The sequence below is a fragment of the Streptomyces sp. NPDC001351 genome, from assembly GCF_042896045.1.
Classification (GTDB): Bacteria; Actinomycetota; Actinomycetes; order Streptomycetales; family Streptomycetaceae; genus Streptomyces.
Genome location: NZ_JBIAWS010000031.1, coordinates 1 through 24,069, shown reverse-complemented (window position 1 = coordinate 24,069; position 24,069 = coordinate 1). Strand labels below are relative to the sequence as shown.

Here is a 24,069-nt window from a genome sequence, read left to right as displayed (position 1 = left end):
GGAGGCAAGGCCACGCAGCCTCCACCGGCCACGAACACGCCCACCATCGCGGTCTGAACAGCTTGGACGCACAGCTGTCGGTAGGCGTGCCGCTGGAGGCATCAGAGGAACCCGCCGCCACCCGGCATGAGACCGGCCCGACCGTCCTGTCCGTCATGGTCGACCAGCTCGCCACGGCAGCCCTGCCGGTACGGCGCATCTGGCTGCCTCCGCCGCCGGACACCGTCACCCTGAACACGGCCGCCGGGCCGCTGCAGGCCGGTACGGAAGGCCCGCGCCTCCCGTACGGCGACGGCTCGATGCATGTCCCGCTCGGCGTGCTGGATGACCCGGCCCGTCAGGTCCAGCAGCCATGGCTGCTGGACCTGACGGTAGCCGGCGGACACGTCGCGGTGATCGGCGGACCACAGTCCGGCAAGACCACCCTGCTGCGCACGCTCGCCCTCGCCCTGGCCCTCACCCACACCCCGGACGATGTCGCCGTCTACGGCATCGACCTGGCCGGCAGAGGCCTGTCCGCCCTGGCCGATCTGCCGCACGTCGGCGGCATCGCGGGGCGGGCAGACCACGAACGGGCCGCCCGCACGGTCGCCGAGGCCCGCACCATGCCGGCCGAGCGCGAGGAACTCCTCCGCGAACTGGGCATCGACTCCGTCGACCAGCTGCGCCGCCTACGCGCGAAGGGGCAGCTGTTCGAACTGGGCGCCACCGACATCGTGCTGCCCCGCTCCTCAGACGATGGATCTCGTAGAACACGGTGCTGAAATCCGCGAGAACCGCGTCATCCTCAGCGAGAAACGCCACGAATCTTCCGCGGAGCAGCATTACTGCATAAGCCGTAATTCACCTAGATCAAACACCCTCTTAGGGCTTGCCGGGATGCGTGGCGAGGAGATAGACGATTCCATAGAGATCCGCGTGGCCTTCCCGATGAAAAGCCTCGCTCATCGCGTCGCAGTAGTCGATCGCGGCGTCCTCCGCAGTGTCCACCCGTTCACCGGTCACCAGATCATGGCCTGCAAGAACGTAGCCTGCCTCCCGGAGAAGCTCCAACAGGCGGGCGGGGTTGTGCCCGTTGGCTCGGAGGCCGTCCGGCCAGAACTCCAGCCAGATGTCAGGACGAGCGGAACTCAGGACATCGCCTGCGCCTTGAAGGGCCTCGAGTTCCCATCCCTCCACATCGAGCTTGATGAGATCCGGTGACCTCTCCGCGAGATGCTTCGTGCAGAGGTCGTCCAGGGTTGTCACGGACACTGTGACGGAGTCCAGGGGTGAAGGGACCAAATCCGGGTTGAGGGAGTGGCAGGCAAGATTCGTCGCGCTGCGCCACAGCTTCATCTCGCCAGGCATCGAGCCGACTGCCGCTGCCACAATTTCGACGTTTCGGTGACCGTTTGTGGCCATGTTCCGGGTGAGCAGCTCGACCATTACGGGCTCCGGCTCCAAGGAGACGACACGCCCCGTGAGGCCGACCTGGTGGGCGAAGAGCGATGCCGTGTACCCGTAGTTGGCGCCGACGTCCAGAACCGTCATCCCAGGCTTTGTGAGCCGCTGCAACAGTCGAGTCTCGTGCTCCCAGCTCATGCCGGAAATCAGCACATCTCCGTAGTGACTGGCGTCTTCCTGCAGGACGGTCAATCGCGCGCCCCATTCGGTCTCTATGTCGGCCTTCGTAAATTCCTGCAACATGGGCACCAACTTCTGAGAGATCCAGCTTATGGCTCTGATATTCGTTCTGACCCTACGGTCGGCCGATCACGATACTGCTGTGAGCAAGCGGCATGGCAGTGCTCGTTCGCTGACGCCGCTCAGCCTGTCCGGCTCCACGCGGTACAGGTGCGCACTGGGAAATCGAGTCACCGCTTCTGTCAGAAGGCCGTCCGTGAATAGGGCTCCAACTCCGTCTTCCAATGCCCATCCTGCGGGAAGGGCGCCGGTTGCCACAGCTGCCTGGTAGGAGGGGCGACGGCCCGGTTCATTGTCATAGTGCGGGCAGACAGAACCGGGCAATAGACCCAACCCGTCCGGCAGGCAACCAAGCGGCCCGAAGGAGTCGGTATGAGATCCCTCTGCCCAGCAGTTGGCGCCAGCGCTGATCCCGCACAAAAGCGTTCCGAGATCGTAGGCCTCATGCAGCAGCCGATCAATGCCGTGCGTGCGCCAGACCGCCAACAGATTCGCAGTGTTGCCACCGCCCACGTACACGACGTCTTGAGCAAGGAGGAACCGGCGCAATGAGTCATCGTCGAGCTCTCGTCGGAACAGAGGCAGGACGGAGGGCTCACAGTCGGGCCGTGACCGGAATGCGGTGAGGAACTGCTCGATATAGGCGGGGGCGTCACCGCTGGCAGTGGGCACAAAGCACACCTTGGGTCGAGGAGTGCGTGCCTGGCCCAGCACCCAGTCATCGAGCAGTCTATCGTCGTCTGTGGAAAAGCCCCCTCCGATGAGGGCCAAACGACGCGGGTGAACGACGGGCACAGGAGCCCCTCCTCAGCAGACGGCATGCAGGAGCGGCTGTTCTGCCCCCGGTTACGGGGGCAGGTTACCGGACTGTATTCACCGTCTACCGAGCTGCTGGGCGCGGGGAGTTGGGCAGCCTTGTATCACCCCATGCAACGACCGCCCGAAGCCGGGTCCCCGTACCGCTGCCGCCGCTCCCGGCCAGCTGCCGGCTACTGAACTGCTGCTTCGTGACGGAGTCGATGCCGCGACGGACCCCCGTTTCCGTGTGCGGTGGGGATTGCGGATCGGTCTGCTCTGCCGGGGAATTGCGCGCCTGGCGCGACTACACCCGGGCATCGAGGAAATTGCCGGACTGACGGATACGACGTGCCTGGACGGAAGATCCTGGAGTCGTTGTGCGCCGCCCCTGGCTTCAGTCCTCAATATGCCAAGGCCGGTTCTGTCCATCGGGGAGATCTTTTCCGGCCGTTCGGAACGGGGCACAGTGAATGCGACCCCCGGGAGAGAACAACGCGCCACCTCGCGCTCCGGCCCGTTCCTGTCGGGCCGTTCGCATGAGTAGGGGAGACACCGTGACAGATCGTGTGTGCCGCAGTTGGAGCGGCGAGACCTCCGGTGACCTGCGGGGCAGATCCGGCCCTCGCCGGCCCGCGTCGAGACCGGTGGTGTGGGGATGACCGCCACCATGGCACCGGCCGGGCTGCCGGTCACCTTGACGTCGGTCGACACGTTCTTCCCGGACCGGGAGGCCTCCGTCGAGGAAGTGCTGGACGACCACGGCCTGTCCGCCGCTCAGGTGCGTGTCTTCCGGCGCATCCACGGCCTGGACCGGTTGCGGTTCGACGCGGACCTGGATCTCTTCGACCTGTTGCTGCCTGCGGCCAGGGGAGCACTGGCCGGCACCGCACGCGAACGTGTCCGCTATGTCGTCTACGCCCACGCGGTCCCGCAGGTGACCCCGGCGGACATCGATGCCGCACAGGTCCTGGCCGCCTCTCTCGGCCTGCAGCACGCTGACGCGTTCGCCGTGGTCCAGCACAACTGTGCCCAGGCGCTCACCGCCATGGACATGGCAGGGGATCTGCTCCGCGCCGAGGGAGCTGAAGGCGACTGCGCCTTGGTCGTATCCGGCGAGCGCGTGTTTACCCCGCTGATCCAACTGGACTACGGGCTCGGCCAGTTGCTCGCGGACGGTGCGGCTTCCTGTCTGCTCACCCTGGGCGGCGATGGTGATGTGATCCGCTCGCACGCGGTGCGCAGCGACTTCAGGCCGCCGGACGCTGAGCCGCAGCAGACCGGCGACATCGCCGTGGCGCTCCTCGTCGACACCATGAACCGTGCTGTCGCCGAGTCGGGCCTCACCCTCGACGACATCGACCTCGTGATCCCGCACAACGTGAACCGGACATTCTGGCGACAGGCCGCAAAGGCACTCGGCATCCACACAGACCGAATCTTCCTGAACAACATCGCGCGCTACAGCCACTGTTTCTCGGCAGACCCGCTGATCAACTACAAGACACTCGACGAAGACGGGCTGATCCGATCCGGAGGCACCTATCTGATGGCTGCGGTCGGTGTTGGCGGCAGCTACGCAGCCACCGTACTGACCCGTCCCTCGCGGAAGCTTCCCGCAGAAGGCGATCGACCATGAACCACAGCACTGTTGTCGCAGCCATCGCAGCCGGAGTTTCGGAGGCGTTGCACCGGCCGGTGACGGGTCTCAGCGATGACACCCGTCTGTTCGAGGACCTGCATCTCGACTCCACCACCAGCCTGGAGCTGCTCATGGCCATGGAAGACTCGTTTGGCCTCGTGGTCGATCCAGAGACACTCGACATGGATGATTTCGAGACCGTAGGCACCTTCGCCGCATTTGTACTGCGCGAACTGGCTGCGCATCAGAGCGGCGAGGTGCGTCCTTGACTCCCCCCCTGACCCTCCGTGCGGCGGCGGCCGTGACCGTCACCGACCACAAGGGCTGGCAGCCCGAGCCGCTGGAACTGATGTATGCCGAGGATCTGCACCGGCCGTTCGGAATGCGGATCGACGAGCGGCTGCTCAACGGCGGTGCCGGAGTCAGCCATGTGGACCTGGCCGAGCGGTTGTTGGCCGATCAGGCGGTCCTGAGTGCTGCGCGGAACGCGGATTTGGTCGTGGTCGCGAGCGGGCTTCCCGATCTCCATCCGTACACGCCGGTCTCTCCCTTTCTACAGGACCGGCTCGGAGGGAGCGGCCGTCGATTCGCGATCGGCGAGCAGGGCAGCGCCGCGCCGTTCACCGCGGTCCGGATCGCCTCGGCCGGTCACTGCTCCGGACGGGTGCGCACGGCGGCTGTTCTGATCGTCGAGCAGAGCACTCACCCGGCGCGCGGTGAGCGCCTCGATGCGGCCACGGCCTCCGATTCCGCGGCGCTGCTGGTCCTCGGCGAGGGCGACGGCCTGCGGCTCGGGGAGGTGGCCGAGGTCCGCGGGGCCGACCCGGCGGCCGTTGGTGACCGACTGGCGAGGATGATCGACGGCTCGGAACAACCGTTGATCGTGGTGGGACCGCATGCTGACCCGTCCCTGCTGCTGCCCGCCGGAGCTGCCGTACACCGGGTGGAACGGGCGACGTATGCCACCGGTGTGTGGCTGGCGCTCGCGGAGCAGCACGCCGACTGGGGGGCGGTGTATGACCGGATCGTGCTCTGCGAGACCGATGCTCGAGCACCGGAGCGCAGCCACCTTCTGGCGCTCGGGAGTGATCCCTCCTCGTCGGCGTCGGGAAGAATCGAAGTGAGCGCATGACCGGCCGCCACGTACGTATCCAGGGCTTGTCGGTCTCCGACATCGCCGAGGAGTTCGGGACCCCGTTCTTCGTCTACGACACGGATACCATCCGCGCGGACTACGAAGGGCTGCGGGACGGACTGCGGCCGACGGTGGATGTGTTCTACTCGCTGAAGGCCAACCCGAACGTCAGCGTGGCTGCCTACCTCCGGTCGCTCGGGGCCGGCGCCGAAGTGTCTTCCGAGACGGAACTGGTCACCGCGCTGCGCGCGGGGTTCGCGCCCGAGGACATCATTTTCCTCGGTCCCGGGAAGACACCACGTGAACTCGAAGCCTGCGTCCGGGCCGGTATTCGCGCCGTGGTCTGCGAATCCCTCGGTGAACTGCGGCTGCTCGACGACATCGCGGCAGGTGTAGGTACGGATGGCGCCGTGCCGGTACTGCTCAGGATCAACCCGGTCTTCACCACCACGGGTTCGGGGCTGGCCATGGGCGGCAAACCACGCCAGTTCGGCATGGACGCAGATCTGCTACAGCGCTCCCGCGCCGAATTGACCGCGCTGCGGCACATCAGGATCGAGGGAATCCATGCCTATGTCGGCACCCGGTTCCTGCGTGCCGAAGACGTCGTCCACAACACTCGCGGCGTCCTCGCCGAGGCGGGGCGAATCGCGGCGGCGCTCGGCATACCGCTGCGGACCGTCGACTTCGGGGGCGGGATCGGCGTGGCCTACTTCGACAACGAGAAGGACCCGAACATCGGCGAACTCGTCGACGGAGTCAACCAAGCCGTCGACGACTTCGCCCGGACCCGTCCCGACTGCCGTTACATCCTGGAGGCGGGGCGATGTCTCACCGCCGCGTCCGGGACATACGTCGTCCGTGTCCTGGACGTGAAGGACTCCATGGGTGAGACTTTCGTGATCGCCGACGGAGGAACCAACCACCACATGGCAGCGGTTGGTGTCGGCAGTTTCGTACGGCGCAACTTCCCTCTGCGCGCGCTGACCCGGCCCGACGAACCATCGACCATGCGGTACACGGTCACAGGACCGCTCTGCACCCCGGCCGACGTGCTGGCCAAGCAGATCGCGTTGCCCCCGGTCCGGCCGGGCGACCTGCTGGGAGTCGAACGCTCGGGCGCGTACGGTCCGACCGCGTCCCCGGGTCGCTTCCTGAGCCACGGCTACCCGGCCGAGGTGCTGGTCCACCAGGGCAGGGTCCAGCTGGTCCGTCGCCGCGACACGGTCGAGGACCTGCTGTCGCCGCAACGGCTCGCGGAGTTCTAGCTGTGGAACCGGCACCCCTGCGGTCGGAGTTCACGGTCCGTCCGGGTGTGGACGTGCTGTGGATCGCGGAGCTGGACCGACTGTGCGGCCGCCCCTGGTTTCTGCGCTTCGCGTACAGCAGTGCTGAGCGGGACCTGGCGGACGCCGTCGGGCCCGAGCGGCGGCGGGAGTTCCTGGCGGGCCGCTTCGCGGCGAAGGAAGCGGTCGCCAAGGCGCTGGGCCATGGATTCGGCCGGGGTCTCGCACCGCGCCACATCGAGATTGGCCGAAGCGCGGAAGGCCGGCCGACCGTACGCCTCCTCGGGCCGGCTGCCGAGCATGCTGCCTCGGCCGGCATCGACGGGGTCGCGGTGTCGATCTCCCACAAGAACGGCGTCGCCGTTGCGGTGGCTATCGCCCACCCGCGCCTCGAGCAAGTACCACCAGTCCTCGCCAGGAGTGAGTAACAACCATGGACACACCTTCCGACATCGTCGCCCGGATACGCATCCGCCTGAGCCAGTCGGACGCCCACTACGGAGGTGATCTGATCGGAGCCGCCCTCGTCCTGCGTCTCTTCGGGGACCTCGCCACCGAGATCGGCATCCGGTCCGGCGGCGACGAAGGCCTGCTCTCCGAGTACACCGGGTTGCGGTTCACTGCGCCCGTACACCCAGGCGACTTCATCGAGGCGACCGCCCGGCTGAAACACCGCTCGCGGCTGCGATGTCTCATTGAGTTCGAGGCGCATAAGGTGATCGCCGCCCGATACGGCGACCGCCCATCGGCTGCGGAAGTCCTCGATCCACCCGTCCTCGTCTGCGGCGGTGAAGGAACACTGGTACTGCCGTGGTCCGCCACGGCGAAGTCGGCGACCCGGCTCGCCCGGGCCGGAGCCGCGCAGTGACCGGGCCCGGGGCGCTGCTGCACGACCTCGTCGACGCGACGGCACGCAGCCGGCCCGACGCACCGGCCCTTTCCGACGGACGACACAGCATGACATACGGCGAACTGGCCACGCGCAGCCGCCAGTTGGCCACGGCTCTCCACCTTCTGGGTATGCGGCGCGGCGACCGGATGGTCATCGCGCTCCCCACCGGGGTGCTGGTGCCTGCCCTGGCGTTCGCCGCGTCACGGCTGGGAGTGGCATTCTCCATCGTCCACGAGCAGGTCAGGGGCGTCCCTCTGGAGCACGTGCTGGACGACTGCCGCCCCGCGCTCCTGGTCTCCGATGACGATGGGGCGCTACGGGCGGCACGGGAGCGCGGGCTGGGCGGCATCGCACCGATGGAACTGAACGCCTCCGCTGACCGGACCGATCCGCGCCGCGACGACCGGACGGGACCGCTGACGGTGGACCCGGTGTGTCTCATCTACACGTCCGGCACGACCTCGGCGCCCAAAGCCGTCGTCAGCACGCACGGACAAGCGCTGTTCGCCCTCTCGGCGATCCAGTCCGTCCTGCGCTACCAGCCGGACGACACGGTGTACTGCCCGCTGCCGCTCTCCTTCGACTACGGCCTCTACCAGGTGTTCCTCGGCGCCCTTTCGGGGGCCCACGTGTGGCTCGGCGGGGCGCGGGAATCCGGCCCGGCTCTGGTCAGCCGCCTGCTGGAGTGCGAGGCCACGGTGCTGCCCATGGTTCCCTCGCTCGGAGACAGTCTGGCCTGGCTGTTGCGCAGAACCTCCGGCCCCCGACCGCCGCTGCGGTTGCTGACCAACACGGGCGCGGCCGTCTCCGCCGTGACGCTCGCCGCGCTGCGGGAGACGCTGCCCGGAGCACGGATCCATCTGATGTTCGGCCTGACGGAGTGCAAGCGCGCCACGATCATGCCCGCCGACGGCGACCTGGACCGCCCGGGCTCCTGCGGACTGCCGCTGCCCGGCACCGAGGTCGTCGCCTGCGACGAGAACGGCGACCAGTTGCCGCCGGGGGAGATCGGCGAACTGACCGTGCGTGGGCCGAACGTTATGGCGGGCTACTGGCAGCGCCCCGACCTGACGGCGAGTCGGTTCCCCCGTCGGCACGGCTTGTTCCCCGAGCTGCGCACAGGGGACTACGGGTGGATCGACACCGACGGTTATGTCTACTTCGACGGCCGGCGCGACGACCTCTACAAACAGCGCGGGTTCCGGGTCAGCACCACCGAGGTGGAGGCGGCGGCACGGCGCGTACCCGGCGTGACGGGGGCCGTGGCGCTGCCGCCGGACGACGCCCACCCAGCCGAACTGGTCGTGGTCACGGATCTGGAGCCGGCGCAGGTCCTGGTGCAGCTACGAGAGCAGATCGAGCCGGCGAAGATCCCGCCCCGCTGCACCGTCGTCGCGGAACTCCCCCTGAACGGCAACGGAAAAGCGGACCGCCGCGCCCTCACGGAGCGGATACGGCCAGGACACAACAGGTCACGGCCGGATCAGTCCGTCTGACAGCCCTGTTCGTCGCCCTGGGCCGACGGCACAGTGAAGGCGAGTCCGGGGACAGGACCCCGCTCGGTGAGATGTCCCGAAACCACCCATGAGGAGTCCCAGTGCCCCCGACCACCCTCACCGGCAGGCTTTTCCAGATCAGGCCCATGGGCAAGCGACTGGCGTTCGCCGTGCTGCGCTGCCTGGACCAGGAGTACCTGTGTGTGTTCCCGGGCCGGCCCGACATCGCGGAGGAGAGCATCGTCCGGATCACCGGCATGCTGCGGCCGGCCGAGAAGTCCAGGAAGTTCGCTGAGGAGATCCACGTCGACGACGTTCAGGTGCTCGCGGAGAACACTTCCACCACCACGATGGCTCGATTGCGGCAACTGCCGTACAGCAGGGACATCCTCTCCGACCAGCATGTCTACATGAGGCTGCCGGAAGTTCGCGAACGGCTGCTGAAGAAGTGGACGGCGATCAAGGCCGTACGGGACCTGATGGAGGACGAGCGCTACGTCGAGGTGCAGTCGCCTCGGATCGTCGGAAGCATGGCGGACGGCCCGACCATGAAGTTCAAGGTGGACTTCTTCGGCCGCGAGGCTTATCTGAGCCTCAGCAACCTGCTGTTCCACACCGCCTTCGTCGCCGGCGACTTCTCGTCGGTCTTCGAGATCTCACCGCTTTTCCGCGCGGACATCAACCACAGCTCCCAGCATCTGAGCGAGTTCCTCATCCTGGAGGTGACCGCCGCCCACCGGGGACGGGACGACATGATCGCGTTGTCCGACCGGATCGTCCGCCGGGTCTGCGCTCACACCGACGCGCCGCTGCCCGACGAGCACCTGGCGGACATCCCCGTGGTCACCTACGAAGACGTCGTCGCCATCACGACGAAGAGCGAGGATCACGCCCCCCTGCAGCGCGGAGACCGAATCAAGCCTTATCACGCGCGCACTGTGGCCCGGCACCTGAACCGCCCGTTGTTCTGGGTCGTCGACATGCCTGCCCACCACAAGGCCTTCTTCTCGTCCACCCGCTACGACCCGCTCGTCGGCACGGAGGTGGCGAACGACTTCCGGCTCTACTGGGACGAGGTCGGGATCATCGACGGCGGCGAGCGCGTCACGTCCCCCCAGCGCCTGCTGGAGCGCATGGCGGAGCAGCGACTCGATCCCGTGCGCTTCGACTACTACGTGAAGGTCGTCAAGAGCGGCCTGCCCCCGTTCACCGGTCTCGGCCTGGGAATCGACCGCCTCATGGCGAAGTGCATGAGCCTCGCCAACATCCGACAGGTCGTGCCGTTCCCTCGGTTCATCGACCACCTCGAACCGTAGGCCGCGGCCCCAGCACAGGAGGAATGTCATGAACGGTCACACCCGGGAAGCCCTCCGCATCGCCGGGCGCGCCATCGTCCCGGTCGACACGCACGCGGAGTATCTCCGGCACGCCCAGGAAACCGGGCGGGCAGATGCCGTGCTCCCCGTGCCCGCTGAGTACTGGGAGAGTTTCCGGTCCGCCATCGCCACCCTGCCGACGGTGACCGAGATAGCCGCACGCCAGTGGCACGGAAGCGTCTACGTCTGCGACACCGCGTATGCCGCAGTGGGTGAGGTACTGGCGGGTGTCACCGGTCGCCCGCTGGTCCACGCGCCGTTCACAGCCGCCCTGGCACGCAGCCGGGAGGAACCCGTGACGGTGGTGGGCGGACTCTCCGTCATCACGCCCGAGCGGTTTGCTGCGCTCCCGGCCGACGCCCAGCTGGGCTTCTTCGTCACACGAACCGTCGCCGCCGGCGGTGCCCTCGCCGTACGCACCGTCCTGTGCGGGCCCGCCGCCTCGCAGCACTGGCATGACCTGTCCTTCGACACGGTCTCCATCGACGAAGTCACGCCCAGGAGACTCGTGGGCAACGCGGCGACACCCGCGAATCTGCGTGAAGCGATCGGCCCGGGCGTGGCGATGTTGGCCGGCCGCAGCCACGCGCGGGACTGCGTCATGCACCTCAACGGGGGAGGCATCTGCGGACGTGCCTCCGCGAACCCACTGCTGCCGCTTCCGATGCCGGACGCGGCCGACTTCCGGGAGCACCCCACGGCCTGCCAGCAGGGCCAGGGCTGCTGGCGCGCCGACGTGGAAGTCGAACAGCACCTGCGCGCCGCGGAGCTGCGCGCGGTGTTCGCCGTGCTGGACGGCTGCAGGCTGGCCGTCGCCGGCGAGGGGGCGGTTTCGGCCGAGGTCTCCGTTCCGCTCACCATGTTGGAGAACAGCACGGTCGCCGTCGCTACCGGAACCGGCATCCGCAAGGGTGTTGCCTACGCCGGCCAGCTTTTCCAGGGCCTGACGCGCGGCGGTCTGCCGCTCGGGCTGGCGCTGGCCGAGGTGAATGGGGTCCTGGACGCCGAACCGGACGGGCTGGGCCGTCTAGTGCTCTTCGGGGACGCGGGCCTCGCACCGGTCGCCGACGGCACGATCGCCTCCGTGACGTGCCCGCCGGAAGGGGTGCGCATCGCAGCGCAGCCCGCAGCGGTCCTAGTCGAAGGCGGCCCCGTCATGGCCAGTGGCGTCGGTGGTCCGGTGGTGCTCACCCGCCCTGACGGATACACGTCCTGGGCACTGACGACGGTGGCTGGCCGGCCACCGGGCCGCGTCCAGCTGGCGCCGCCGAGGCTCGACGTCCTGTGGACAGAGCGGGTGTCCGGATGGCTGGACCGGCTGCAGGGCTTGCAGAGCGTCGGTGTCCAGGCCGACTTCACCGTCCTGGACACCGTGCAACGCACGGCGAAGGAAGCACTGCTGGGCCGCGCCACCGCGACACGTGTCGAAGAGGCCAGTGAGGCTGTGGCCGCGTTCGAGTCGGCGGTGCGGGAACTGTCCCGGTTCCAGTCACGGCTGGTCCGCGGCGAGATCGATTGGATCAGGGAGAACTTCTCCAGCTACGTGGATGGCTGGCGCCGACCCTGGGCAGTGGAGATGAGCGAGGAGCCCCGGAACTGCCCGCAGTGCGGGAGTTGTACCGCGGTCGACCATCGCGTGCGTCCCTCGGCTGGTTCGGGGGCCGAGCAGCTCTACCTGATCTGCGCACGCTGTGGCGAAGTCGCTGCCGGCAGCAAGGACTTCGAGCTCGAAGTGGAGCTCCTTCTGGCGTCGGAGGTACGGCGCGGCACCGAGTTCGTGCTCGGCGTCGTCCTGACGGCCCCCGCTGAGCGGCCCCTGTCCGTATCTCTCGGAGCCGCGATCTCCAACGAGCCAGTGGTGCATTGCAGCCTCGCCGCCTCGACCGACCTCGAACTCGAGGCGGGAGAGCGCAGGGTCGTCGAATTCACCGGCACCAGCAACGCCACGAGGACACGGCCCGATCAGCACCCGCTCAAGGTGGTCGTAGCCGCCGACGGCGCCGTCCGGTGTTGGACCCGGGGCCTGTGGCTGCGCGCCTGACGCCTCTCCGCCAACCTCCGATTCATTGGGACCCGGAACACTCATGTCGATTGCCTCAGATGTACGGCAGCTGCCGCGAGCCAGTAGGCGGCTTCTCTTCCTCAGCCTCGTGAACAACCTCGGGACCGGCCTGATCATGCCGTACCTCGTGGTCTTCGTGCATGAGGTGCGTGGACTCGATGTCGCCGTCGCCACCACCGCACTCGCGGTCTTCTCGGGTGGCGCGGTGCTGGGCGCTCCGCTGGCCGGCCGACTCGTGGACCGGAGAGGGGCGCGCCCCGTGGCCATGCTTTCCCTGTTCGTGCAGGGGGTCGGATATGCCGGTTACGGTTTCGCCCCGGACGCCGCCGCCTTCATGGCCACCGCGGCCGTGGCGGGCTTGGGGGTGGGCGGCTTGGCCGCCTGGTACACCCTGCTGGCGGAGTGCGCACCCGAGGGGATGGCCCCCGTCGTCTTCGGCCTCAGCTACAGCATTGGGAACGCGGCGATGGGACTGGGCGGCATCGTCGCCGCGACCGTGGCGTCGGTCGAGCATCCGCTCACCTTCCAGATCCTTTACCTGGTGAACGCCGCCAGTTGTCTGCTGGTGGCCGCCCTGCTGAGGGGAGTTCGGGTTCCGGTGCGCACTGAGTCGGCACTGGACAGGCAGCCTCGTCGGCGCACCTCGTACGCCGTCGTTTACCGCAGCCCCGGCTTCATGGCCGTGCTCTTCCTGGGAGGGCTCCTGCTGGCGTCGAGCTTTGCGCAGCTGGAGTCCGGCCTGCCGGCGTATCTCACCCTGGCGGCAGGCGTCACGCCAGGGCAGCTGGGGGTCGCCTTCGCCCTCGACACGGGGGCGGTAATCATCTCCCAGATCCTCCTTCACGACCGCTTGAAACGATCCCAGCCGAGGCTGCTGATCGCCACCGCAGGCGGGTTGTGGGCCGGTTCCTGGGTGTTGGTGATCTTGGCGGCACGGCTCGGCGGTACGGCTACGCGTCTCCTGCTGGTCTCGGTCGCCGTCGCGGTCTTCGGTATCGCCTCCACCTGCTTCGTCGCGGGGATGCCGACACTCGTGAACAAGCTGGCGCCGCCGGAAGCGCGCGGACGCTACAACGCCGCATGGAGCATGGCCAAGTCGGTCGGTTTCATGATGGGTCCGCTCGCTGCGGGCGCGTTCGTCGACGCGGGCCACGGCACCTCGTACCTTGTCGGCCTCACCGTGATCTGCGCTGCCACGGCCCTCATCCACCTGCTGTCCAGGGCTTGGCTCCGCGATAATTCCCATTCAACTCAGAAGGAATCAAAGGAAGTTGATGGGGCCGGAATTCGCGTGTAGGCTCGGAACAACGTGTTGACGGAGACGAGTAATCACCGGGAAACGTGAGCGCGAGAGAGCCGCCGATAGCTGGGATGGCGGACTCACCCCCGGTCGACGAAGACCCTCCCGAGCGCGGGGAGAAAAGGCGCTGCAGCCCAATGCCCCGCCGGCCAGCCCCCGTTACCAGGCTTATCGAGGCCAACCTGTTTCAGAGGTCGGCGAAAGTGTGGTGGTACCGCGAGCTCCCTTCTCGCCCACACTCCCAAGGGGTCAGCGTTCACTTATCAGGGGTTTATGATGATCTCCCCGAAATTGATCGGCTCATCGACGGCCAGGATTCTCGCTGTGGATCTTTCCCGCCATGTGGGAGAGGAAGTGGTCATTGAGGGATGGTTGCACCGCAAACGCGTACTGAAATCCGTGGTGTTCCTCATTCTCCGGGACCGGTCGGGACTGTCGCAGGTAGTGGTCGGTGAACCCCGGGCCATGGCCGAAGCTGGCGCGCTCACCGAAGAGACCGTGCTGCGGATCAGCGGCACGGTGACGGAGAACCCGCAGGCACCCGGCGGCTTCGAGGTGACTTCGCCCGTCGTGACGTCCCTGTCGGGACGGGTCGCGCCCCCGCCCTTCGACCTCTATCGCCCGACAGTGCCGGCCACCCTACCGACCATCCTGGACCACGCCCCGGTCGCCCTGCGGCACCCTCGGCTGCGAGCCCAGCACGCCATCTCTGCCGCATCGGTGGCAGGCTTCCGGGCGTGCCTGGACTCACTCGGCTTCACTGAGGTCCATACCCCGAAGGTGGTGGCGTCCGCCACCGAGTCCGGGGCCAACGTCTTCGCGATCGACTGGTTCGGCAGCGACGCCTACCTCGCCCAGTCCCCGCAGTTCTTCAAGCAGGCCATGGTGGGAGTATTCGAGCGCGTCTACGAGACCGGTCCGGTCTTTCGTGCCGAACCCCACGACACGGCACGGCACCTGGCGCAGTACACATCCCTCGACGTGGAGCTCGGTTTCATTACCGACCACCGCGAGGTCATGGCCGTACTCCGTGAGGTCCTGGCCGCAATGACCGCTTCGGTCCGGAAGCGTGCGACTGAGGCGTGCACGCTTCTGGAAGTCGATCTGCCGGAGGTGCCGGAGCGCATCCCGGAGATCCACTTCGCCGACGCGCAGGCGCTCCTCGCACAGCACACGAGCGAGGACCCCCGCGGCGAGCCCGACTTGGCGCCGGCCCACGAGCGCTTCCTGTCGGAGTGGGCGCTGCGCGAGCACGGCAGCGATTTCCTGTTCGTGACCGGATACCCGATGGTCAAACGGCCCTTCTACACCCATCCTGAGCCTGGTCGTGAGGCGCACTCCAACAGCTTCGACCTCCTCTTCCGGGGACTCGAACTCGTCACCGGCGGTCAGCGGTTGCACCGGTACGACGATTATCTGGCTGCCCTGGCGGAGCGGGGGGAGTCGCCGGAAACGTACATGGGCTATCTGGCCGCCTTCCGGCACGGCATGCCCCCGCACGGCGGCTTTGCGCTCGGCCTCGAACGCTGGACCGCACGGCTGACGGGCGCCGACAACATCCGCCGCACCACACTCTTCCCGCGCGACCTGCACCGCTTGACCCCGTGAACGGGGCCGAGCGGGCGGCCTGGTGAGACCGGCGGCATCACATGTACCTCGTCCATGCTCACCTACTGCCGGCTGTCGGTGCCGAGCTGCCCTCCGACGCCGCAGCACTCGTGCAGCAGTGTGCCGGACCACAGGACGGCGTGGAGTTCGTTGTGGCTCACCCCATTGCCCTGGGTGAGCCCGTACTCGGGCTGTACCTGCTCGCCCCGTCCCTGGAAGAGGCCGAGTGTGCCGCGACGCGAGTCTGCCGGCGGGCTCTGTCCGGCCATGTGGCCTTCCGTGGCTTCACCTTGCTCTCGTGCGGTGTCGCCATGCCCGCGGCCTACTTCGAGAAGCTCCTCGATGAATCGGGCGAGCCTCCCCAATAAAGGGATGCCTGGCATGGACGCATTGGGCCACGACCGAATCAGTCCGCCGGGAAGATCTTCTCTTCTTCTTCGGACAGGGGCAGAGTGGTGCCGGAACCCAGCCACGGAAACAACTTTCGAAACGAACGGGGAAACAGAACCATGCACGCTACAAAGAAGATCTGTACCGCTTTCGCGGCATTTGCCCTCTCCGGTATCACCGCTGTTCTGCTGGCTACCTTCTCGGGTGAGGCACCCGGAAACTCCTCCATGAACGGCGCCCAGCGGGGCGAGTCCCACTACGCGGCGGAAGCCGACGATGTGACGTGGGGTAGCTGAGAACGCCACCCGCATTCCATTGAAATTCGAGTAGAGAATCGGGAGGGAATTCTTGTGTCCGTGATGGAGAAATTCTCGCACGGTGGATGGCGTCCGGCGGCAGACCGCTTCATAAAGATCATGGAAGATCCGTTCTACCGCACGCTCATCGATCTTCAGGATCTGCTGACCGTCCGCACCGCGGAATTCTGGCGGCAGCGGCAGGTGAAAGCACTTCACCTGCCCATCACCACAGGTAGCGTGTCCAGCCCGATGGGCCTGGGCAGCGACTCCGTACCGGTGGGTGTGGACCTCTTCGGCCAACGCACCTACCTGGCCGACTCGATGCAGTTCATGCTCGAATACGGCTGCCGGTTCAACCCGCAGGGCGCCTGGTACCTGATGCCGAGTTTCCGAGGCGAGGACGCCGACGAGACCCACCTCAACCAGTTCTTCCACAGCGAGGCCGAGATCGAGGGCGGCCTGGACGATGTCATCGACGTCGTGGAGAACTACCTGACGATGCTGTCCCGGTCCGTCCTTGAGCAGATCGCGGGCGACATTGCCGCGCACGCCGGCGGTACAGACCACCTGGAGCACATGGCGGCACTCGGCACCTTTCCCCGTATGACCCTCGACGAGGCGGTCCAGCACCTGGGCGGCGACCCCCTTGCCGTCGAAGTGGCCGACGGCTGGCGCACGTTGACGCGGCACGGCGAACGTCGCCTGATGGCTGAGGTCAGCCCGGTGCTCTGGGTCACCCACTTCGACCATCTCTCCGTGCCGTTCTACCAGGCGTACGGCGACGCGGACCGACGTACGTCCCTCAGCGCGGACCTGCTCTTCGGGGTCGGCGAGGTGGTGGGCTCCGGCGAGCGGCACACGACCGGCGAGCAGGTGCGCACCGCACTGGCCCAGCACGGCGTTCCCGAGGCCGACTACCAGTGGTACGTGGAGATGAAGGACGTCCGTCCCATGCGCACCTCCGGCTTCGGCCTGGGAGTCGAGCGCTGGCTGCTGTGGGTGCTCAACCGCTGGGACATCCGTGAACTGCAGCTCGCTCCCCGGCTCAACGGTGTGACCATCGCGCCGTGACGGGCCCGATTTTGTTCCCCCCGACGCTGAGAGCCGGAGACCGGGTCGCCGTGGTGAGCCCGTCCTGGGGCGCTGCCGGCCTGTTTCGCAGCCGGTTCGAACGCTCGCTGTCCGCGCTGCGTGCCGCCACCGGTCTGGAGCCCGTCGTCATGTCGCACGCCCGGGCCAGCCTGGACTGGCGCTCGGCCGCAGCCGAGGATCGGGCGGCGGATCTCATGACGGCGTTCTCGGATCCCGGGATCCGGGGCATCATCTGCGTGATCGGTGGGGACCACGCCGCGCAGGTGCTGCCACTGCTGGATTTCGACACCATCAGGACCTGCCCGAAACCGCTGATCGGGTATTCGGACATCACCGTGCTCAACCATGGGCTGTACGCGGCGGCTGGCCTCAGTACCTACTACGGTCTTGCGCTGCTGCCCCAGTTCGGAGAATTCCCCGTTCCGGACCCGTACACGGTGGACCACTTCCGGCATGTCGTCATGACGGGATCCGGAGGCCCAGTGCCTCGCGCGAACCACATGGTCGAGGAGTACATCGACTGGGCGGTGGACGAAAAGCGCCCAAGGCAGCACAGGATCGCACCGCCCCGTGTCGTCCTGCGGCCAGGTACGGGAGCCGGACCGTTGCTGGCCGGTTGTCTGCCGAGCGCACTCCAGCTCCTCGGCACCCCTTGGCAGCCCGACTACCAGAACCATGTCCTCGTACTGGACATGCCCGACGGCGGATATAGCCCGGCCGACGCGGATCGGGACATGACTCAGCTGCGCAACGCCGGCCTGCTCGCCGGGCTCACCGGGCTGGTCATCGGCCGACTTCGCCTGTCCTCCGATGCGGAGGACCGACAAATGCACGAAGTGGTGATGCGCGCTGTCCGGGACTACGACTTCCCGGTCCTCGCCAACATCGAGTGCGGGCACACCGATCCGATGGCAACACTTCCGCTGGGAGTGGAGTGCGTGCTGTCGGACACGGAACTGACGCTGCGCTCCCCCGCCGAGCCGACCAGCTCTTCCACTCACGCCTCTACGAAAGCTGTGTACTGATGAACGCCGGACCTGTTGCCACCCTGGACGAAATCCGCACGTACTTCAACGGAAAGGCAGACGCCTACGACGACGTCGATGCCCAGCCCTACTGGGTGCTCTCCGATGAACTGCTTTGGTCCGCGCTGTCGGAGTTCGTGCTGCCGCGGCTGCCAGAGGCGGAGGGTTTCCGATTCCTCGACGCCGGGGGCGGCACGGGACGCTGGTCCCACCGCATCGCAACGGCCCGCCCCGACAGCTCCGGCCTGCTCTACGACCTGACACCCGCGATGTTCGGCCACGCTCGCGAGAAGGCGGAGCGGCACGGGTACGCCGACCGGTTGGTTTGCCAGGAAGGCGACCTGGGGCAGGTGGGCGAGAACCTCGCCGGTGAACGCTTCGACCTCGTCTTCAACTTCCACAACGTCCTGGGCTTCGTCGACTCCCCTGCCGACGTCATCACGCAGCTGAGCGGTCTGCTGAAGCCGGGTGGGCTGCTGGTCTCCTTCGTGCCGAGTCGCTGGCACGCCGCGTGGTTCAACCTTGCCCTTGGGCAGACGGGCGAGGCGGAGCGCAATCTGGCCGGACGGGGGCGATTCACGGAGACCATGCCAGACATGCACCTGTTCACGCCGGAACAACTGCGGACGATGCATGAGGTCGCGGGACTCCAGGTGGATCTGATCAGCGGTTTCCCCGTTCTGCTCTACCCCGGTTATCAGGAGACGCAGCTGCACGGTTCGACGCGCTCCCTCGCCGATCTGCTAGGCGAACCGTCTGCCTTCGAGCGGATCCTCACCATGGAGCGGGGGCTTCTGGGCATGTCCGACACGGTGGGCCGCGGCAACAACCTCTTCGTCGTGGCCTCTCGCCCGAGCAACTGACCGAGACCGGCGGAGCGAAGGAGGACCGATGACCGACCTACCGCCCCCACACCCCGCGGCGGTCACGGAGTGGAACCGGACCACGCGCGACTACCCCCGCGATGCGACCCTGGTGGACCTGCTGGACCGTGCCGTGGACACCCACCTCGGCCTTCCGGCGGTCCGTACCACGGAGGGCCCGGTCCTCACCCACGACCAACTCGCCAAGGAAAGCCTTCAGTTGGCACGAGGTCTGAGCGGAGCCGGCGTACGCCGAGGCTCCCCGGTGGCGGTGCTCATGGACCATCTGCCCGAGACGGTCGTCGCCCTGCATGCCGTTGTCCGCGCCGGCGCCTACTACGTTCCGCTCGATCCGCGATGGCCCGTGTCGCGCATCGTGAAGGTCGTCCGATCGCTGGGCGTACGACTCCTGGTGGCGTCGAGCGGCCTACGGGAAATGGCCGTCGAGATCGGGAACAGGGTCGGCGAAATAGCGTCGATCATGGTGCCGCCCGGAGTTTCCGACCAGGCGACCGCGCTCGCTCCCGAGTTGCTGACCCGCAGCGGAGAGGAGGGCGTGTTTGCCCGGCAGCGGCAGCCGCAGCTGCCGGGAGAACCCCTGGAACCGCCCACCCCGGACGACCTCGCGTATGTCATCTTTACCTCCGGATCGACTGGCGATCCCAAGGGCGTTGCGGTGCGGCACCGGAGCGTGGTGAACCTGATCGACTGGTTCAACCGGCGCAACGGTGTCGGACCCGATGACGTGGTCCTGCAGATGGCGGCGTTCAGCTTCGACCTGTCCGTCTATGACGTCTTCGGAGTGCCCGCGGGCGGAGGCAGCGTGCTGTTGCTCCCCGGGGACGAACTGGCCGACCCCTACGCGGTCTGCGACGCACTCCTGGAACACGGTGTGACGCTGTGGAACTCCGCACCCGCGGCATTCACGCTGGCCCTCATGTTCGCCCGGGAGATCGAAGGGGGCGACCGTGGCCGATTGCGGCGCGTCTTCCTGAGCGGCGACTGGGTACCAGTGGACACCCTGGCAACGCTGAAGGGCGAGTTCCCGCACGCCGTACTGGTGGCGCTGGGCGGCGCGACCGAAGCGTGCGTATGGTCCAACGACTTCGTCGTGGACCGAGTCGACCCGGACTGGAGCAGCATCCCCTACGGGCATCCCATGCAGAATTCCCGGTACTACGTGCTGCGGCCGGATATGTCGCCTTGTGACGTCGGGGAAGCGGGCGAACTCGTGATCGCCGGCGACTGCGTGAGTGCCGGGTACGTCAACGATCCCGCGCTCACGGACCTCCGATTCCTGCCGGACCCATGGGCGGCCGACCCCGGCGACCGGATGTACCGCACGGGGGACCGGGCGCGATGGACCCCGGACGGCTGGGTTGAGTTCCTGGGGAGGCTCGACTCGCAAGTGAAGGTACGCGGTTTCCGCATCGAGCTGGGAGAGGTGGAGCAGGCCGCACGCCAACTGCCCGGCGTCGCCGAGGCCGTCGCCGTGACCTGCGGGGAGCCCCGCGATCCGGTGCTGGCACTCGCCCTGCGCATGGCCATACCCGCAAGCGGCAGGACGATCGCGCGGCTGCTGGCCGATGAGCTTCCCGCATACATGCTGCCGAGCAAGATTCATACAGCCGTGTCACTGCCCGTCGGTCCGACCGGAAAGGTCGATCGCGCCGCCCTGAGCGGGTTCTTCACGCGAGAGTCGGCTTCGCGCCCTGGTGCGGCCACCGATCCGGTGGTCGCACCGCTTCACTGACCATGCGGCCTTCGCGTCTCGTTCCAAGTTGTGTACTTCTTCTGGAGGATTACGTGGCTCGTCAGGAAGACCAGTACGACGTCATCGTAGTGGGCGCCGGCGCCGCCGGACTGTCCGCCGCGATCATGCTCGGTCGCCAGAAGCGGCGTGTGCTTGTCGTATCGCTCAAGAACCGGCGGAATTCACCGGCTGACCGGGTCAACAACGTTCCCTTCGCGCATGGCACGCCACCCGCTGAGGTCTACCAGAAGATGGAGTCCGACGCTGCCTCATACGGGGTCGTGTTCGTCTGGGACGAAGTCCTGACGGCCCGTTCGACGACGGACAGCGTGACTGTGGAGACGATAGGTTCGGGTTCCTTCACGGGAGACCGGCTGCTGTTGGCAACGGGGCCCGTGGACGACCTTCCGGAGTGGATACCCGAGGGACAGTGGGGGAAGACAGTCTTCGACTGTCCCTATTGCCACACCCTCGAGCACGACGGTGCGAACTTCGTGACGGTGGGCACTGGAGAGGAAACCCTCCAGCACGCTCTGCTCTGCAGGCAGTACTCCGACCGTCTCACCGCCGTGGTGTCCGACCTGGCTGCCGAGAAGTCCCCACTGGCTGAGCGGTTGAAGGCGGCCGGGGGCGAGGTCGTCGCCGACACGGTGCGTTCGGCCACCACGCTACAGTCCGGCGAACTGCTCCTTGTCACCGAAGCAGGGCTGGAGATCACGGCGGGTGCGGTGGTCCTCGACACCGCGATCCAGCGGCCGAACCAGCTTCTCCCCAAGGCACTCGGTCTTGAACTGAATCCGTACGGGTTTCCCCGGACCACGCTCTTCGGGCAGACCTCGCACCCGCGCGTCTACAACACGGGTAAGAGCAACCCCTCATCACCCTATTTCGCGTGGACTGGTGCAGCGGCCAGTGGCCTCAATGCAGCGCGGAAAATCTCGGAAGACCTTGCCTTCGGCTGAGGCTCCCCTGTGCCGCCCTGTCCTGGCCCCATGCCAGGCCGGGCCAATTGCTCCCGACTGACTGGACGAATCATGACCATCCCCTCGACCGCCGCCTCTGATATCCGGCGGACCGTGACCGACCGCTGGAATGCCGTCCTGCAACAGGACGAGGAACTGGAGGACTACACCTTCTTCGAGCTGGGCGGTACCTCCATCGCCGCGAGTCAGCTCATCCTCCAGCTGAGCCGTGACTTCGGGCAGCGCATCCCACTCTCTGCCCTCACTGAAAATCCGACCCTGGCGAAATTTTGTGACCGTTTGGAGGTGATTTTGGCGGTATGACTCCAAGATTCGAGCTCGGCAGGGCGGCCGTTCATTAACGGAGTGTGAAGTGAATTCCCGCTCCGTTGACCTGAAGAACATGATCAACTTCAATGTCTTTGCTGTCGCCAAGGGCGAACTCGGAGGGTGATGCGTGTATCTGCCAGCCAGTGGCGTATCTCTTGGGATCTGAAAGGCCGGTATGTCGAACACCTTGGGACTTGATGAACTGTCAGAAGCGCTGTACAGAGCGATGTTGGCCCACCCGGGTGAGTCCGTTGCCGGGCTGGCGGAAATTATCGGCGTTGCCGAGCGCGAAGTCCGGGCCGCATTGCGTCAGTTGAGTGCGCTTGCGCTCACTCAGGGGGACGGCCACGAGATACGGGCGCTGAGCCCCAAAGTGGCCATGGATTTGGTTCTCGCTCAGCGGAAGGCCGACCTTGCTGCCGCGCAGCAGAAACTGGAAGAATCCCGGTTGGCGGCGACACGATTGATCGCCGAGTATTCCGATCTCATTCCCGCTTTCGATGACCCGAATTTCGAGCGCATTATTGGTGTGACGGACATACGTGACCGCCTCGCTGCCCTGGCTGCGGAGACCGAGCGCGAGATCATGACCCTCGCGCCGGGCGGAGCGCATTCTGCGGAGGATCTGGGTGCCAGCCGGGAACCCAACGCTGGCCTACTGGGCCGCGCGGTTCGCATCAGGACGGTCTATGCCGACAGCGTCCGCAGGGACCCGCCCACGCTGGACCACATCGGCTGGCTGCACGCCCAGGGCGCCGAGGTGCGGACTGCGACGAGCCTGCCCATTCGAATGATATTGATCGACCATCGCCGGGTCGTACTACCGATTCGAATGTCAGACGCCCGCGCCGGGGCGATCGTGACCCACAGCGAGGGAATCGTCGCGACCGGGGTGGCGTTGTTCGAGGCCATCTGGGCCAGCTCCAGTCCGCTGGGCGCGTCCCCCGAGCTGGCCGCCAACGGTCTTGCCCCGCAGGAAGCCGAGGTGATGAGACTGCTGGCACGCGGATTCACCGACGAAGCCGTGGCCAAGAGACTCGGAGTCTCTCCACGCACCGCCCGACGCATCACGGCCGATCTCATGGAGCGGTTGGGCGCCGCGAGTCGCTTCGCGGCGGGTGTGCGTGCGGTTCAACGAGGTTGGCTGCCAGCCAGCTGAGCGGGCTTCGGTGTGCACTGCGAGACCCAGAAATTAGGCAGGCGAATGCTTCGGCTGTCTTTGGCACAGGGCCAAGGTGCGTTTCCGCGAGGTGCTTGGCGGCGGGTTTCTGATCAGCTTCCCGGCCGTGCGTGCAAGCGGTGATGTTGCCAGCGTAGGCACGCGCCCCCTTGCCGCTCTGGCCACGTGCACCGCCAGGTAGGGACAAGGGTCCACCGCCGCCCGGACGAAGCGCCGAGTGTGCGAGGCAGCGCTCAAGCTGGCAGGAAGGGTCTGATGCAGGTTCGGGCGACAGGTTGGCCTGCCCCACCTCCCAGGTTCCAGTTCTGGTGGCTAACTGACAGCCCTTCACAGAAGGCTGGCAGCCATGCCTCGTCCCTATCCTCCGGGATGGCGTCCCTCGAAGGACACCGTTGGCGAATTCGACGGGGCGTCTATGCGGGGCGTGGGCGGCGGAAGCGGGAGGTACGGGTGCTGGCAAGTGGTGTCCCCGTCAGCCAGGCGTCGGTTCGGATGAGGTTGAGGGCGGCGGCGAGGACGTGTTGGAGGCGGGTCTTGTTCAGGCCCATGTAGCGGCTTCTGCGTAGGTCGCAGCGGCGTAGCCCTTGGGCGACGGTGCCTTCGACGCCAGCGCGGGCGGCGTAGTGCCGCTGCCACTGGTCGGTTTCCTGGAGCCGTCGTCGTGCGCGGATCGCTTCATGTTCCTCGCGCGGGGCCAGGGCGAGTTTGCGTGGCTCGGTCTTCGAGCGGACGCATTTCGACCGTACGGGGCAGGCGGCGCAGTCGTTGCGGTCGAAAAACACGTTGGACTGCCAGTAGCCGGTGCGGACCGCGCGCGGGCGGATCCACGTGCTGGAGACCGAGCTGGCGATCGTCCGGCAGGCGGCGAAGTTCCTTGGCGAGGACAAGCCGGCCCCA

23 protein-coding genes are annotated in these 24,069 nt (G+C 66.9%); 19 read left to right on the top strand and 4 right to left on the bottom strand.

The genetic code is table 11. The features are described from left to right. The coding region (locus ACFY1U_RS50490) for an FtsK/SpoIIIE domain-containing protein (protein WP_390700857.1) at positions 1 to 764 on the top strand (764 nt) is incomplete at its 5' end. Between the two features lie 100 nt (positions 765 to 864). Here ACFY1U_RS50490 and ACFY1U_RS50485 read toward each other — a convergent pair. Continuing rightward, positions 865 to 1,689 carry an FkbM family methyltransferase gene (locus ACFY1U_RS50485; RefSeq protein WP_390700856.1) on the bottom strand — a complete coding sequence of 275 codons (825 nt, stop codon included), beginning with the start codon at positions 1,687 to 1,689 and terminating at the stop codon, positions 865 to 867. A gap of 66 nt (positions 1,690 to 1,755) precedes the next feature. Then, positions 1,756 to 2,481: a Type 1 glutamine amidotransferase-like domain-containing protein gene (locus tag ACFY1U_RS50480; protein WP_390700855.1), complete on the bottom strand. Its 726-nt coding sequence runs from the start codon at positions 2,479 to 2,481 to the stop codon at positions 1,756 to 1,758. Positions 2,482 to 3,139: 658 nt separating this feature from the next. Between ACFY1U_RS50480 and ACFY1U_RS50475 the strand changes: the two genes are divergently transcribed. The 11 genes from ACFY1U_RS50475 to aspS all read left to right on the top strand — a co-directional run bounded on the left by ACFY1U_RS50475 (position 3,140) and on the right by aspS (position 15,278). Then, positions 3,140 to 4,120, top strand: coding sequence for a 3-oxoacyl-ACP synthase III family protein (locus ACFY1U_RS50475; protein ID WP_390700854.1), 981 nt, complete (start codon positions 3,140 to 3,142; stop codon positions 4,118 to 4,120). Further along, positions 4,117 to 4,392 carry an acyl carrier protein gene (locus ACFY1U_RS50470; RefSeq protein ID WP_390700853.1) on the top strand — a complete coding sequence of 92 codons (276 nt, stop codon included), beginning with the start codon at positions 4,117 to 4,119 and terminating at the stop codon, positions 4,390 to 4,392. Before ACFY1U_RS50475 ends, ACFY1U_RS50470 begins: the two co-directional genes overlap by 4 nt. Before the next feature lie 32 nt (positions 4,393 to 4,424). Further along, complete coding sequence (locus tag ACFY1U_RS50465; RefSeq protein ID WP_390700852.1) at positions 4,425 to 5,255, top strand: hypothetical protein; 831 nt, start codon at positions 4,425 to 4,427, stop codon at positions 5,253 to 5,255. Continuing rightward, the gene (locus ACFY1U_RS50460; protein ID WP_390700851.1) at positions 5,252 to 6,526 is read left to right on the top strand and encodes a diaminopimelate decarboxylase; all 1,275 of its coding nucleotides are present in this window, start codon (positions 5,252 to 5,254) and stop codon (positions 6,524 to 6,526) included. The genes ACFY1U_RS50465 and ACFY1U_RS50460 overlap by 4 nt, the downstream gene beginning before the upstream one ends. A 2-nt stretch (positions 6,527 to 6,528) precedes the next feature. Beyond that, positions 6,529 to 6,972, top strand: coding sequence for a holo-ACP synthase (acpS, locus tag ACFY1U_RS50455; RefSeq protein ID WP_390700850.1), 444 nt, complete (start codon positions 6,529 to 6,531; stop codon positions 6,970 to 6,972). A gap of 5 nt (positions 6,973 to 6,977) precedes the next feature. Beyond that, positions 6,978 to 7,412 (top strand): hotdog fold domain-containing protein, encoded by a 435-nt coding sequence (locus ACFY1U_RS50450; protein ID WP_390700849.1) that lies wholly within the window; start codon positions 6,978 to 6,980, stop codon positions 7,410 to 7,412. Beyond that, complete coding sequence (locus ACFY1U_RS50445; RefSeq protein WP_390700848.1) at positions 7,409 to 8,932, top strand: class I adenylate-forming enzyme family protein; 1,524 nt, start codon at positions 7,409 to 7,411, stop codon at positions 8,930 to 8,932. Before ACFY1U_RS50450 ends, ACFY1U_RS50445 begins: the two co-directional genes overlap by 4 nt. 101 nt (positions 8,933 to 9,033) lie before the next feature. Further along, the gene (locus ACFY1U_RS50440; RefSeq protein ID WP_390700847.1) at positions 9,034 to 10,248 is read left to right on the top strand and encodes an amino acid--tRNA ligase-related protein; all 1,215 of its coding nucleotides are present in this window, start codon (positions 9,034 to 9,036) and stop codon (positions 10,246 to 10,248) included. A gap of 28 nt (positions 10,249 to 10,276) precedes the next feature. After that, positions 10,277 to 12,349: a hypothetical protein gene (locus ACFY1U_RS50435; RefSeq protein ID WP_390700846.1), complete on the top strand. Its 2,073-nt coding sequence runs from the start codon at positions 10,277 to 10,279 to the stop codon at positions 12,347 to 12,349. A gap of 43 nt (positions 12,350 to 12,392) precedes the next feature. Then, positions 12,393 to 13,667, top strand: coding sequence for an MFS transporter (locus tag ACFY1U_RS50430; RefSeq protein WP_390700845.1), 1,275 nt, complete (start codon positions 12,393 to 12,395; stop codon positions 13,665 to 13,667). A 276-nt stretch (positions 13,668 to 13,943) separates the two neighbouring features. Further along, positions 13,944 to 15,278 carry an aspartate--tRNA(Asn) ligase gene (gene aspS, locus ACFY1U_RS50425; RefSeq protein ID WP_390700844.1) on the top strand — a complete coding sequence of 445 codons (1,335 nt, stop codon included), beginning with the start codon at positions 13,944 to 13,946 and terminating at the stop codon, positions 15,276 to 15,278. Between the two features lie 62 nt (positions 15,279 to 15,340). Here the strand turns inward: aspS and ACFY1U_RS50420 are convergent, their stop codons facing one another. Further along, a complete protein-coding gene (locus ACFY1U_RS50420; protein WP_390700843.1) occupies positions 15,341 to 15,547 on the bottom strand; it encodes a hypothetical protein in 207 nt (68 codons plus the stop codon). A gap of 480 nt (positions 15,548 to 16,027) precedes the next feature. Here ACFY1U_RS50420 and ACFY1U_RS50415 point away from each other — a divergent pair, with 480 nt between their 5' ends. From ACFY1U_RS50415 to ACFY1U_RS50385, 7 genes are all read left to right on the top strand, one after another. Next, entirely contained in the window at positions 16,028 to 17,038 is a 1,011-nt protein-coding gene (locus ACFY1U_RS50415) for an amino acid--tRNA ligase-related protein (protein ID WP_390700858.1), read from the top strand. After that, complete coding sequence (locus ACFY1U_RS50410) at positions 17,035 to 18,084, top strand: S66 peptidase family protein (protein ID WP_390700842.1); 1,050 nt, start codon at positions 17,035 to 17,037, stop codon at positions 18,082 to 18,084. Before ACFY1U_RS50415 ends, ACFY1U_RS50410 begins: the two co-directional genes overlap by 4 nt. After that, positions 18,084 to 18,947, top strand: a complete 864-nt coding sequence (locus ACFY1U_RS50405; RefSeq protein WP_390700841.1) for a class I SAM-dependent methyltransferase — start codon at positions 18,084 to 18,086, stop codon at positions 18,945 to 18,947. Before ACFY1U_RS50410 ends, ACFY1U_RS50405 begins: the two co-directional genes overlap by 1 nt. Positions 18,948 to 18,975: 28 nt before the next feature. Beyond that, entirely contained in the window at positions 18,976 to 20,700 is a 1,725-nt protein-coding gene (locus tag ACFY1U_RS50400) for an amino acid adenylation domain-containing protein (protein WP_390700840.1), read from the top strand. Between the two features lie 53 nt (positions 20,701 to 20,753). Next, on the top strand, positions 20,754 to 21,662 hold the full coding sequence (locus ACFY1U_RS50395; RefSeq protein WP_390700839.1) for an FAD-dependent oxidoreductase: 909 nt from the start codon (positions 20,754 to 20,756) through the stop codon (positions 21,660 to 21,662). A gap of 72 nt (positions 21,663 to 21,734) precedes the next feature. Then, a complete protein-coding gene (locus ACFY1U_RS50390) occupies positions 21,735 to 21,986 on the top strand; it encodes a phosphopantetheine-binding protein (RefSeq protein WP_390700838.1) in 252 nt (83 codons plus the stop codon). Positions 21,987 to 22,167: 181 nt separating this feature from the next. Then, positions 22,168 to 23,151, top strand: coding sequence for a LuxR C-terminal-related transcriptional regulator (locus ACFY1U_RS50385; protein WP_390700837.1), 984 nt, complete (start codon positions 22,168 to 22,170; stop codon positions 23,149 to 23,151). Between the two features lie 434 nt (positions 23,152 to 23,585). Here ACFY1U_RS50385 and ACFY1U_RS50380 read toward each other — a convergent pair. Further along, on the bottom strand, positions 23,586 to 24,069 hold a 484-nt coding region (locus ACFY1U_RS50380; RefSeq protein ID WP_390700836.1), incomplete at its 5' end, for a transposase.